Annotated in this window: 11 protein-coding genes and 1 pseudogene; 11 read left to right on the forward strand and 1 reads right to left on the reverse strand. The window is 32.5% G+C overall.

Annotated features, from left to right (window positions below):
- The first annotated feature begins 189 nt into the window (after window positions 1-189).
- From AC1DIT_RS03605 to tagU, 10 genes and pseudogenes are all read left to right on the forward strand, one after another.
- Window positions 190-765, forward strand: a complete 576-nt coding sequence (locus AC1DIT_RS03605) for a polysaccharide biosynthesis protein (RefSeq protein ID WP_016132423.1) — start codon at window positions 190-192, stop codon at window positions 763-765.
- Window positions 758-2,050: a lipopolysaccharide biosynthesis protein gene (locus AC1DIT_RS03610; RefSeq protein ID WP_016132422.1), complete on the forward strand. Its 1,293-nt coding sequence runs from the start codon at window positions 758-760 to the stop codon at window positions 2,048-2,050. The genes AC1DIT_RS03605 and AC1DIT_RS03610 overlap by 8 nt, the downstream gene beginning before the upstream one ends.
- Before the next feature lie 30 nt (window positions 2,051-2,080).
- Entirely contained in the window at window positions 2,081-3,325 is a 1,245-nt protein-coding gene (locus AC1DIT_RS03615) for an O-antigen ligase family protein (RefSeq protein WP_016112616.1), read from the forward strand.
- A gap of 51 nt (window positions 3,326-3,376) precedes the next feature.
- The gene (locus AC1DIT_RS03620; protein WP_016132421.1) at window positions 3,377-4,729 is read left to right on the forward strand and encodes a nucleotide sugar dehydrogenase; all 1,353 of its coding nucleotides are present in this window, start codon (window positions 3,377-3,379) and stop codon (window positions 4,727-4,729) included.
- A 101-nt stretch (window positions 4,730-4,830) separates the two neighbouring features.
- Window positions 4,831-5,952, forward strand: coding sequence for a glycosyltransferase family 4 protein (locus AC1DIT_RS03625; protein WP_229161414.1), 1,122 nt, complete (start codon window positions 4,831-4,833; stop codon window positions 5,950-5,952).
- On the forward strand, window positions 5,952-7,118 hold the full coding sequence (locus AC1DIT_RS03630) for a glycosyltransferase family 4 protein (protein ID WP_016112613.1): 1,167 nt from the start codon (window positions 5,952-5,954) through the stop codon (window positions 7,116-7,118). The genes AC1DIT_RS03625 and AC1DIT_RS03630 overlap by 1 nt, the downstream gene beginning before the upstream one ends.
- Entirely contained in the window at window positions 7,119-7,631 is a 513-nt protein-coding gene (locus tag AC1DIT_RS03635; RefSeq protein WP_016112612.1) for a sugar transferase, read from the forward strand.
- 462 nt (window positions 7,632-8,093) lie between these two features.
- Window positions 8,094-8,273: pseudogene (locus tag AC1DIT_RS03640) on the forward strand (sortase domain-containing protein); the annotation flags it as partial.
- Between the two features lie 144 nt (window positions 8,274-8,417).
- Complete coding sequence (gene galE / locus AC1DIT_RS03645; protein WP_016112610.1) at window positions 8,418-9,446, forward strand: UDP-glucose 4-epimerase GalE; 1,029 nt, start codon at window positions 8,418-8,420, stop codon at window positions 9,444-9,446.
- 260 nt (window positions 9,447-9,706) lie between these two features.
- The gene (gene tagU, locus AC1DIT_RS03650; RefSeq protein ID WP_016112609.1) at window positions 9,707-10,615 is read left to right on the forward strand and encodes a polyisoprenyl-teichoic acid--peptidoglycan teichoic acid transferase TagU; all 909 of its coding nucleotides are present in this window, start codon (window positions 9,707-9,709) and stop codon (window positions 10,613-10,615) included.
- Between the two features lie 301 nt (window positions 10,616-10,916).
- Here tagU and AC1DIT_RS03655 read toward each other — a convergent pair whose 3' ends face one another.
- Window positions 10,917-11,678 (reverse strand): LicD family protein, encoded by a 762-nt coding sequence (locus AC1DIT_RS03655; RefSeq protein ID WP_016132419.1) that lies wholly within the window; start codon window positions 11,676-11,678, stop codon window positions 10,917-10,919.
- Between the two features lie 298 nt (window positions 11,679-11,976).
- Between AC1DIT_RS03655 and AC1DIT_RS03660 the strand changes: the two genes are divergently transcribed.
- Complete coding sequence (locus tag AC1DIT_RS03660) at window positions 11,977-13,824, forward strand: NTP transferase domain-containing protein (RefSeq protein WP_016132418.1); 1,848 nt, start codon at window positions 11,977-11,979, stop codon at window positions 13,822-13,824.
- Window positions 13,825-13,832: the final 8 nt, after the last annotated feature.

A 13,832-nucleotide genomic window follows, 5' to 3' on the forward strand; every position in this document is an offset into this window, starting at 1 on the left:
GTGATGCCTCCTAACCAATATCAATGGAGACACTCGGCTATGCTGTGGGTAGAGTAAGCTTTACCTTAGATACGCTTGTTGTCAAAAGCATGGTGTGAGGTCGGGTTAGATGCCCGTTATTATTATAAAATTGTTATAAATTTTATAATATATATATATAAATATATATAAAAACAGGGGCAATGCAAGTTGAAACAAGTAAAAAAAGCCATCATTCCAGCAGCTGGGCTGGGGACAAGATCTTTACCAGCGACAAAAGCAATGCCGAAAGAAATGTTGCCAATCGTTGATAAACCAACGATTCAGTACATTGTGGAAGAAGCAATTGCATCTGGAATTGAAGACATCATCATCGTAACTGGCAAAGGGAAACGTGCAATTGAAGATCATTTCGATCACTCCTTTGAACTGGAACAAAGCTTATTAGATATGGATGAACCAGTGAAAATTGTTGATTTAGCAAGAAACCTGATTAATCTTTCGGGTTACTCTACTGACGAAATAGGTATTAAATTTACAGGGATTAGACCTGGAGAAAAGCTTTTTGAAGAATTATTGACTGATGACGAGGTACATGAAAAACAAATATATCCTAAAATCTTTGTTGGAAAAACTATTGATATTAATATAGAGGATATACAAGGTATTTTAAAGGAGTTTGGATTATATTCCCCGGAACAAACAAGAGATACTTTAATAAAGTTTGCAAATAATAAATTAGAAAGAAATTTAGATACTCAAAAGAGGATATCGAGATATGTATAAAGTGTTGAAAAATAAGTTGGCAAAAAGAAATTTTCTTTCTAGTTTGCTTATGTTATTAAGTGGAACAATTTTAGGTCAAATTATTGTTTTTGCATCGTCATTTATTATAGCTAGAATTTATAGCCCTAATGATTTTGGACTCGCAGGGATATATGGTTCATTACTTTCATTTGTACTAGTGCTAGCTTCTTTAAAATATGAATCAGCTATTCCTATAGCAAAGAATGATGAAGAAGCATTACATTTAGTAGTATTGTCATTTATTATTGTATGTCTTATAAGTTCCTTTGTATTTATTGGTATATTTTCACTGAAAGATATTATTATAAATCTAGATAAGGTTAGCGCAATAGTAAATTTCTTATGGGTATTACCTCTAAGTATTTTTTTTATGGGGGTGTATCAATTTTTAAATTATTGGGCTATCCGTAAAAAAAAATTTAGTACAATAGCAAAAACAAAAGTTAATCAGAGCATAGGACAAGTAACCTCTTATGTGATTCTAGGTATTAAATTTAATGGTCCAATTGGTTTAATCATTGGAGATATCATTGGAAAAGGGGCTGGTATAAGAACTTTACTAAAGAGTACATTGAAAGATGTTAATATTCCGAAGGATATTTCTGTAAATGGGTTATGGCGAGTTCTGAAACAGTATAAAAAATTCCCATTAATATCGAGTTGGTCAGCTGTTATTAATATAGCTGCTTTACAAATACCACCTATTATAATGGTTGCAATCTACAATCAAAGTATAATAGGGTGGTTTGCATTGTCTCAGAAGGTGATTATGGCCCCTTTAGGTATATTAGGTCAATCAATAGCTCAAGTTTACTTAGGGCAGTTGAGTAGTGATATACGCAATAATAAAAAAGGTTTAGAACAATTTTTTCTACGCTTAGTTAAAAAATTGTTTATATTAGGGTTGGTACCATTTTTAGGGGTTTTACTTTTAGGTCCTTGGATATTTAAGGTAGGTTTTGGTGAGCAATGGATTGAATCTGGGGTTTATTCTCAATACTTGGCCCCTATGTATTTAGCATATTTTATTGCTTTTCCTCTTTCTCAAACCCTTACAGTATTAGAATTACAAAAACATCAGTTAATTTGGGATATATCTAGACTTATTGGAGTAATAGTTATTTTTTTCGCAGCAAAAAATTTGTTTTGGGATCCTAAACTAACATTATTATGTTATGGAATGTTTATGGCCTTATCATATATTGTATTGTTGACCTTAATTTATTTTAAATTAAAAAATGTTGATAACACATTGAATACATAGAGTGAATTAGTATGGGTTAGAGGGGATAAAATGAAAAAAATACTATGTTTTCCTGTATATAAAGAATTTTATTTTGCGCTATTTTTATTCGCAGGAGCATTTAAACAAGCTTCGACAGGAGCTTTTTTCTTAGATTTGTCTATGTTAGGCCTATTATTATCAGCAACTTTAGTGCTAATAGAATTTATTAATGAACCTAAAATTAATAAAAGTATTATCCAGCCTATAGGGATCTATATTTTATTAGCTATGTTCATTTTGCTTAGTCTATTTTACAGTAGTAGCCATCTATACGGTCTTGATAAAGCAGTTCGGTTTATATCATTTACTGCTTGGGCATTTATTGGACCATTTTTTATATTTAAAAATAAAAGAGATATAGAGAAATTTATATTCTATTCTATTCTTATTTCTGTAATTATGTCTTGTTATGCAGTAAAAGATTTAAAGTCGTCATTAGGAAACGCATATATTGGCTTTGTTTCTGTGAATGGGGGCAATTATTTATCATTAGGTAGAGTTAGTGCTATGGGAATTCTATTAATATTACTATTTTATATTATTAGTAATAAAAATCGAATGATTAAAATTATGGCATTTATAGGAATCATACTTAACCTTGTGTCATTATTTGCATCAGGTTCAAGGATGCCTTTAGTAGCACTAGTCTGTATGTTGGTTTATATAGCGATTTCATCTATTAAAATAAAAAAGAAGATTTATATTAGAAAAGGATTTAATTTGTTTTTTATCGTCATACTATTGAGCGTTTGTGTATTGGGAACATTAGCTAAAGCGGGTCTTTTTGATACCATGATATACAGGTTTCAGGTGCTTTTAACAGATTCAGGAGGCGGAGAATCAGCTGAAGGAAGAACTGATAGATATGATTTTGCCTTTAAATTATTTGCTGAAAACCCCATTGTAGGAGATGGCATTGGTGGATTTGGTTATAACTATAATGATACAGACGCTAGAGGCTATCCACATAATATTTTCTTAGAAATAATAGCAGAATTAGGTCTTGTAGGGCTTGTTCTTTTTCTCTTATTAATATTTAGGTGCATTGCACCTTACTTTTATAGAAGTGGTAAGGATGATAGCTTTAGTTACTCTATATTTATAGTATTTTTATTTTATTTTTTAAATGCAAATATCTCAGGGGACTTAAATGATAATAGGGTAATGTTTTGCTTTATGTCTTTATCATATATATCCAGCTGTATTATGGGAATTTACTGTAAGGCAGGATTTGAGATTAAACAGTTTAAATGAGAATTAATAAATGTTTATTTTTTTGTATATTAATATAAAGGGGAAATAAAAGTGAATAACTATTATAACCGATTAAAGGGAAAAATAGGAAATCGTAATGCTAAAGTAGGCGTTATTGGATTAGGTTATGTTGGGCTACCCCTAGCGGTGGAGTTATCAAAAGCTGGATATAATGTATACGGAATTGACTTAGATAATAAAAAGGTAGATAAACTTCTAAATAATAATTCTTATATTATTGATATTAGTAATGAAGAAATTGAATTTATTAATAAATCATGTCAGTTTACTCCTACTAGTAATTTCGAAATTATTAAAGAGTTAGACGCAGTTAGTATTTGTGTACCAACTCCTTTAACTAAGTCTCAAGAACCTGATATGAATTATATTATTGCTGTGATGAATGAAATTAAGAACTATATGCATAAAGGTTTGCTAATTACATTAGAGAGTACTACATATCCTGGAACTACTGAAGAATTAATTGAAGAAGAATTAAATAATCAAGGGTACATAGTAGGAGAAGACTATTTCCTATGTTTTTCTCCAGAACGGGTAGATCCAGGCAATCAGCACTATAATACAAAAAATACACCTAAAGTGTTAGGTGGAACTACTGAAAAATGTACAGAATTGGGCGTGAATTTATATAGTAGTTTTATTGATACTGTAGTTCCAGTTTCATCTCCCAAGGTTGCAGAGATGAGTAAACTTCTTGAAAATACGTTTCGTAGCATTAATATAGCATTTATTAATGAAATGGCTATGTTATGTGATAAATTAGGTATTGATATTTGGGAAACAGTCGATGCAGCAAATACAAAGCCATTTGGATTTATGAAATTCACTCCAGGTCCAGGCATTGGTGGACATTGTATTCCACTTGATCCTATGTATTTGGCTTGGAAGGCGAAAGGTTCAAATTTCTTTAGTCGATTCATTGAAACTGCACAAGAAATTAATAAACATATGCCAGAATATGTTTATAATAAAGTGAGTTATGCTTTGAATACACATCAAAAGTCTGTAATGGGTTCAAGATTATTATTATTAGGTATGGCTTATAAACCAGATATAGATGATTTACGTGAATCACCAGGCTTAGAAGTTTATAAATTACTTAGAGATGGTGGAGCTCGTGTAGAATATAATGATCCATATGCGCATTCATTTAAAGATGAATATGGAGAAAAAGTTGATTCGGTTGCATTAGACTATTTAAGTTTAGCAGAATATGATTGTGTAATTTTAATTACAAATCATAAAGCTTATAATGATACTATGGTAGTTAAAAACAGTAAATTAATTGTAGATACAAGAAATGCTTTTAAAGAGTTTGATGATACAAAAATTATCAAGCTAGGTGCTAATGAGAAACCAAAAAAAGTTCTTCAAATGCAATAATTTATTAAGAAAGAGGTATTTTATTAATAAAATACCTCTTTCTTTTATTAGGATAATAATATATATTGTTATGTTTATTGGGAGTGACGGATATTTTGAAAGTGTTTATTTTTAGTTCAGTTCATCCATGGAATGATACAAGAGTATTTTATAAAGAAACAATCAGTTTAGCCAAAAAGGGTTATGAAGTAAAGTTATGTGCAGTTCAAAATGATGTGAAATATGAAGGGACGTATGGAAATTTAACAATTGAATATCTTCCTAAAGTAAAAAGGTTGGCAAGACCAGTTTTATGGTTCCGTCTATTTTTTAAAGCTTTACGAGAGAAAGCAGATATATATCATTTTCATGATCCAGAATTATTACTAGTAGGGTATTTTCTAAAACTCTTTACTAATTCTAAAGTTATTTATGATATGCATGAAGACTTTCCGGCAGCTATAAAAAGTAAGTCATGGATACCTAAATTTATTAGAGGGAAATTATCTAGTTTAGTAGGATATATAGAAAAAGTCCTAATAAAAAAATGTGATGCTGTTATTTATGCAGAAAAATATTATAAAAATAACTATACAGATATAAGCATTGTTAAAGAAGATATTTTAAACTACCCATTAGATAATACAAATACTCTACATATTACCACAAATAAAGTACCTAATATTATTTATGCAGGCGCTATTAGTAAAACTAGAGGTTTAGATGAAATGTTGAAAATGGCAAGGGAATTAAGGAATAAAGATTTTAAGTTTAAATTGATTTTGATTGGAAGTTTTTCTAAACAACTTAAGCAAGATACTTTAGATTTTATAAAGGTGAATAATCTTAATGAGTATATTGAATTACCTGGGAGGTTGCCTTTACACAAAGTATTTGATTATTATGCACAAGCAGATATAGGCTTAGCTATTTTACATCCTGAAAAAAATTATCTTCAATCTTTAGCAACAAAAATATTTGAATATATGTCGTTTGGTATTCCGGTAGTTGCTTCTAATTTTCCCGATTGGAAGGAGTTAATCGAAAGTAGTGAAAGTGGTGTAGTTGTTAATCCCTTTAATATAGAAGAGATAACAGAGGCTGTGCATAAAATTTTAAATGATAAAGAATTGAGTGTACAACTTGGAGAAAATGGTTTTAAGGCTTATCAGGAAAAATATAATTGGAAAGTTGAAGAAAAAAAATTAATAAAGTTATATAAGAGCATTTTAGGAGGGAACTAATGAATATTTTGTATATACATCAATATTTTCAAGTGAACTCTGGTGGGACAAGATCGTTTGAGTTTTCAAAATACCTTGCAGAAAAAGGTAATAATGTAACCATACTAACAGGTAACAAAGTTAATATAAATCAGTATGATGGAATTGATATTATTTCAACAAATACGCAGTATAAACAGGGGTATTCCTTTATAAAGAGAGTATATGCCTTTTTACATTTTATGATGAAAAGCATTCTATTAGGAATTAAGCAAAAGGACACCGATATAATTTTTGCCACATCAACACCTTTAACTATTGGGATAACAGGTTTATTGGTTTCAAAAATTTTAAAGAAAAAATATGTTTTTGAAGTAAGGGATGTTTGGCCGGATATACCAATCCAGTTAGGGTTTATAAAAAATAAGCTTGTAATTAAAATGCTGAGTAATTTAGAAATGTTAATTTATAAGTATGCCGCCCATATTATTGTCCTATCAACAGGTATGAGAAATAATTTAATTGAAAAAGGGATACCTTCAGATAAAATATCTGTAATTACTAATTTAGCTAATAATCATTTGGTTGAAAAGATTGATGTGAATAAAGAGAATATTCTTAAGCGCTATCCATTTTTAAAAGATAAGTTTGTATGTATTCATTCTGGAACAATGGGATTTGTGAATGGTTTAGAACATATTTTAGAGATTGCAAATAATTATAGAGACGATAGCATAGTTTACTTATTAATAGGGGAAGGAAAGGAAAAAGAAAACTTAAAAAGGATTAAGAAAGATTATGGGCTAGATAATGTGTATATTTTAGATCAAATGTCTAAGGTAGAGGTTTTAGAATTAGTGAAGTTTAGTGATGTGGGTATTATGTCAGTTAGTGATTACTCAATATTGCAAGATAATAGTGCCAATAAATTTTTTGATTATCTTGCTGCTGGAAAACCTATTATATTAAATTATTTAGGTTGGCAGAATGATGTGTTAAGAAAAGGTAGTGCAGGAAAAGGATTTAGATATCAAGATAGAAAGGCATATTACTCTTATTTAAGAGAGCTAAAAGAAAATACAGATTTGTATGAAAAAACTTGTAAAAATGCTAAAGAATTAGCTCAAACACACTATGATTCTGTGAGGTTATCACAAAAATTATATGGAATTTTAAAAGAAATTTAGTTGGGTAGTCCTATTATTTTCAAACAACAACGTCCAGGCTTACATGGAAAACCCTTCTATGTATACAAGTTTCGTACAATGACAGATGCAAAAGATGAAGAGGGTAATTTCTTACCAGATAATGTTCGTTTAACATCATTTGGTAAATTACTTAGAAAGTTAAGTCTGGATGAATTACCACAGCTTATTAATGTAATAAAAGGAGATGTTAGTTTAGTAGGACCCCGTCCATTATTAATTGATGAAAAGGTCACAGGTTTTACGTATTTAGATGTGATTGAAGCTTTAGCGGCACAAAATATTGAAGCGCGTCCAGTTTGGAAGCCGCTTCATAGACAGCCTGTCTTCGCAGGTTCTAAATATTATACTCATGGTGATACAGATAGTATTTCTGATAAGCTGTTTAGTCAAGGTTTATGTTTACCTTCTGGTTCAAGTATGACAGTGGAAGATCAAGAAAGAGTCATCGCTACTGTTAAAGAGGTATTAGCAAAGCAAGTTGTAACGAAATAAATTATAAAAAAGTGCATTCATTTTTTATATCTAGTAAAAAGATATACACACAATTAGGTTGGAAACCAATGTATTCAATTGATGAAGCTATTCATTCAGCTTGGAAATGGCATAGTAATCATCCGAACGGTTATGGGAATCAACTATTTCTATATCAGAAAATGTTTAGTCTTTAGACCTTGTGTAAGAGGTTCATCTTGAGAAGTTGTAATTAGGTTGTCCTACATAGGATTGCTTATGATATATTTAAATTAATAAATTGTTATAAAAAGGAGAAATAGCCATGAATTTCAAAGGCGTCATGAAAAAGGCTCATTAGTCGCTGTACTTGCTCTCGGTTTAACAGCATTCGCTACACCGGCTGCACATGCAGCAAGTGTAATGAGCTTAAAAACTGAGCAAAAAGTAGAAATGCTTCGCTTATTCTTGGATAGTGCGAAACTTGCACATTTACAAGTAGCACTTGTTTATGAAATAACAGATTTCAAAATTACGGGAGCGAATGATGAGACGATTATCGTTCCAACTGATTATGAGACATTAACGTTAACGACATGTTATCCGTTTGAGTATATTGGTGATGCTCCGGATCGCTTTATTGTGTATACGAAGCTTGTGTCTAAGCCGGATTTAGAGAAATAGTCATAGTCAAAAGGAAGCCCAATTTCCTTTTATACAATTGGGCTTGTTGATAAGCAAGAAGAAGAGAATATATRGATAAGGTTTTTAGAATTGATTCTGCTGAGAGTTCATAAAACCAGAAAAAATCGGAGGGGGTTTTTCATCATGGCAATACTCGTAACGGGTGGAGCAGGATATATTGGTAGTCATACATGTGTGGAATTATTAAATAGCGGTTATGATATTATAGTAGTTGATAACCTTTCTAATAGTTCAGTAGAATCGTTGAATCGAGTGAAAGAAATAACAGGGAAACAGTTTAAATTTTATGAAGAAAATCTTCTAAATCGTGATGCAATCGATGTGATTTTTAAAGAAAATACAATTGAAGCAGTCATTCATTTTGCTGGCTTAAAAGCAGTTGGAGAATCAGTAGCAATTCCGCTTACTTATTATCATAACAACATTACAAGTACATTAATATTATGCGATGTTATGCAGAAGCATAATGTAAAGAAAATGATTTTTAGTTCATCAGCAACGGTATATGGTCTTCCTGAAACATCACCAATTACAGAAGAATTTCCTTTAAATGCAACAAACCCATACGGTCAAACAAAGTTGATGATTGAACAAATGATGCGTGATGTAGTTGTAGCTGATTCTGAGTGGAGTGTTGTATTACTTCGTTATTTCAATCCATTTGGTGCACATGAAAGTGGGCGTATTGGGGAAGATCCAAATGGAATTCCGAACAACTTAATGCCATATGTAACGCAAGTAGCAGTTGGTAAGTTAAAAGAATTAAGTGTATTTGGAAACGATTATCCGACAAAAGATGGTACAGGTGTCCGTGATTATATTCACGTTGTTGATCTTGCGAATGGACATGTGAAGGCTCTTGAAAAAGTATTACATACAACAGGTGTAGATACATATAACCTTGGTACAGGTACTGGATATAGCGTGATAGAAATGGTACAAGCATTCGAGAAAGTTTCAGGAAAGTCCGTTCCATATAAAATTACAGAGCGTCGTCCTGGAGATGTTGCTGTATGTTTTGCAGATGCATCTAAAGCAAAACGTGAATTAGGATGGGAAGCAAAGCGCGGGCTTGAAGAAATGTGCGCGGACTCATGGAAATGGCAGTCGAATAATAAGAATGGCTACCAAGAAACAGAATGTATGAAGTGAATATGATCTTGTAAATGCTTTCTTTATGATTTGCTAGACATATCATCAATTTTTTTGAAACAATAATGTAAAAACCTCGTCTTATTCTATACTAGATAAGGCGAGGTTTTTTGGTGTATAGGTAAGATATCTAATGAGAAAAGTATATATGTATGAAATTATAGAATAATTTGGATATAGAAACTAATCCCATGTATAATGGGTGTGGTACTTTATTCCTTAAAAACCTATAAAGCTGATTCGAGAAAGAAGGTTACATAATGAAAAAAATTCTATTTTGGATACTGGGTATTATCGGCGTTCTTGTCATTGCAGGAGGCGGTTATGCGTATTATCTGTACTCATCCGTTTCGGGGACAATAGATAAAGTGTATACACCGCTTGAACGAGATCATTCTGAGAAACGTTCTACTGATGTGAAGTTAGGAAGTAAACAACCTGTTTCTATTTTATTATTAGGTGCAGATGAGCGCGGGGCAGATAAAGGGCGTTCGGATTCGATTATGTTATTAACATTAAATCCGAAGCAAAGTTCGATGGAAATTGTAAGTATTCCTCGTGATACATATACGGAGATTGTTGGGAAAGGGAAGAAAGATAAAATCAATCATGCATATGCATTTGGCGGAATTGATATGTCTGTGAAGACAGTTGAAAATTTTTTAGATATTCCAATTGATTATTATATTGAAGTAAATATGGAAGGTTTCCGTGATATTGTTGACGCTGTTGGCGGAATTGATGTGAATAATGACTTAGCCTTTACGCTTGAAGGCATGTCATTTGAGAAAGGAAATATTCATTTAAATGGCGAGCAGGCGCTGAAGTATACGCGTATGCGTAAGGAAGATCCGCGCGGTGATTTCGGTCGTCAAATGCGTCAGCGTCAAGTGCTAGAAGCGGTTATTAGTAAAGGCGCGAACATATCATCTATTACAAAACTTGGCACGATGTTAGGTGCTGTTGAGAAAAATGTAAAAACAAATTTAAGTCAAGATCAAATGTGGGATCTTCAAAGCAATTATAAATCTGCGATGAATAAAAAAGAGGAAATTCAAATTCCTGGTGACGGTCATAAGCAGAATGGTGTTTGGTACTATTTCGTTCCTGATAAAGATCGTCAAGATTTGTCTAATAAATTAAAAGCTCATTTAGAGTTAACAAAATAGTAGTTGAGTATAAGGAATAAGCTTAATGATCCTGTAATGGGACATTAGGCTTTTTTGATGTCTCATATATAAGCTGCTAAGAACAGCAAAAGGTGACCTGCTTACTGGTTTTCTCTCTCTGTTTTTCCTTGGCATGGGGCAGGAAAAGGGTCTGACCGCTTCTATGCATGGCTGGATGCTCTCTCCCACCTGAAAAGAAGGGGTTTATGTCGGTTTTTCAATTTGTATTTATACAGTAAATAATAGGCGCTACGTATCCTTTATGTTAAAGGATACGTAGCGCCTTATTTTTGTCCAAATCTTATACGTGTTGCTTCGTCACTTTTAAATTTTGCATATGAGCTTGTTGTTTACTTTCTTCTGGTATTTGCATGTAGTTTCCATACATTCCTGATAAGTAGCGATCTGCATCATTTGGAACAGGGAACATGTGTCCATCGAAAATTCCTTCTTTTAACGGGAAGATTTCACTAAGCTCGAAGTTATGCCATCTGTAATAGCCTGTCTCCATTCCGTACGTTACAGCGTTTGTTTTTTTAAGGCCTTTTACATATAGTTTAAAGAATTTCGATTTGTTTAGAATTCTTCTTGCTACATCTGCAGGGCCGTTTATTTTCGAAGGATAATTGATTGCGGCAAGTTTTCGTACAATTTTTTCTAACGGCGTTGCCGATTCTGAAACGTAGTCAAATGGGAAAATATCAATGGATATTCCTTTTCGGTGTGTACCATCGCTTTCTTGCCATTCAAAATCATCTAGATAGAGAATTTTCGTCCAGTTATGTTTGCCGTGTGTATTTACTTTTTCTGTTTCTAGTTTATATGGCTTTGGTAAATGGTTTGGAATAATGCGCAAAAATTTCTCGTAATCTTCTCTTAGCATAGCAAGATCTGCATCATCATCCCAAGGGATAAATCCTTTATGTCTAACAGAACCTAATAGGGTTCCATCTGTGATCCAAAATTTAATATCATGTTCTTTACAGATTTTATGAAGCGTTATGAGCATATCCAGCATCACTTTTTGAGCTTGCTCCAAAGGTGTTAGTTGTAGTGCATTCAAAATAAGTTCCTCCAATTGTTCTAATCAATAGAATAAATATTCACGTTTCCTATTGTATTGAAAAATATTACACTCATAAGTTTAAGTATACATCAGTTATAAATTGGCACGCAACTACAGTTTCTTTGTGTGTAACTGTGTTTTAGATTTTGTTTTTTCTTAATATATATTCATATAAGATGCTATTTACAAAGCACACATTAAATTTACAAAATATTTACGTTTATGCCCATAGGTGATATTATAATTACACGTTCAAAAAATGAACGGATGAAATCGGGTGATGGAGGGGAGCTCTATGCAACAAGTATTAAATATATTAGAGGTTATCAATCAAAATCCACAGATGAACCAAAAAAAGATTGCAGAGCAGTGCAATATATCTGTTGGTAAAGTGAATTATATTATGAATGATTTAACTAAGAATCAATACATCTATAGCAAAAAGTCAGGAAAGTACATGAATTATTATTTGTACCAGAAAGGCTTTGAATACATGCGTCAGGAGTTAGCGGCTTACCAAGGGAAGAAGCTTAGAGTTCATCGCAAAGAGGGCAAGAAGGTTACGCAAGCTGTTGTTCTTGCGGCTGGTAAGCGTCAGGAGTTTGGGAAACCATCTGGTTTGTTAACGGTTGGGGAAAAACTTCTGTTAGATCGCAGTTTAGAAATCCTTAAAAATAATGGCATTGAAAAAATTGTGGTGGTTGTTGGCTATAAGAAGGAACAGTTTGAAGGCTGGACAGGTCGTCATAATGTGCACTTTGTGGAAAATCCGAAATATAAGTGGACAGGATCAATGGCGTCGCTAGCAGAGGTTCAGGAGCTGATTACAGATGATTTCTTATTAATTGAAGATGATATTTTAATCGAAGAGAAGGCGCTTGTGCAAGTGTTACATCATCCAGAACCGGACTGTGTACTTATTACAAATGAGAGTGGATCTGGTGATGAAGCGTTTGTTGAGATTCAAGATGGCTATCTGTATAAAATTTCAAAAGACATTCATCAGTTAAATCGCATTGATGGTGAGATGGTTGGGATTTCTAAAATCTCGTATGAAGTGTTCATGAACATGTTAGCAACATTCCGTCATAATCAAAATCCATATGTGAACTATGAATATTTACTTCTTGATGCTGCAAGGTTGTACGATGTCGGCTATGCAAAGTTACCAGATGTTGTATGGGCAGAGATTGATACACCGAAGCAATATGAAGTTGTGAAAAATAAAATCTATCCTCGCTTAGTGAAAAAAGAAGCAGAGTTTAAAGAACGACAAATTAAAAAATATGTTTCTGAAGCACTTTCTATTTCAAAAGATGAAATTACAGATATTCAGCCATTTGGTGGTATGACGAATACGAATTTCAAAGTAAGTGTTGGAAAATCCGAATATGTGCTGCGTATTCCAGGAAGCGGTACAGAAGATATGATTAGTCGCCGTGATGAAATGGTAACTTCTAATTTAGCAAGCCAATTAGGAATTGATGCGGAACTTTTATATTTTAATGAAGAAACTGGTGTGAAATTAGCAGAGTTAATTCCAAACGCAGAAACATTAAATCCGAAAACGGCAAAACGCAGTGATAATATGAAGTTAACAGCGAATATATTAAAACAATTACACAGTTCAAATGCCGAAATGAATAATACTTTCAATGTGTTTGAAAAAATAGAGCATTATGAAGGGTTATTAAATAAAGTAAACGGCTCTAACTTTGATGATTATGCAGAAGTGAAGAACAAGGTAATGCGGTTAAAGGATATGTATGAGGCAATGGATGTTACGTTAACAGCTTGTCATAATGATACGGTTCCTGAAAACTTTGTTAAGAGCGGAGAAGACAAAATATACTTAATCGATTGGGAATATGGCGGTATGAACGATCCGATGTGGGATATTGCAGCACATAGTTTAGAGTGCGACTTTTCTTCAGAAGAGGAGGAGTTATTCTTATCCTACTATTTTAACGAGGAAGTAGAAGAGTCTTACCAGAGAAGAATATTGATGAATAAGATTTTCCAAGATTTCTTATGGAGTATTTGGACGAAGATTAAAGAAGCAACAGGCAGTGATTTTGGGACATATGGAATGGATCGCTATAATCGTGCGAAGAAAAACTTACAGCTCTTCTTAGAGTTGTAGTGGGGGAT

Source organism: Bacillus sp. 05T22 (assembly GCF_056396765.1).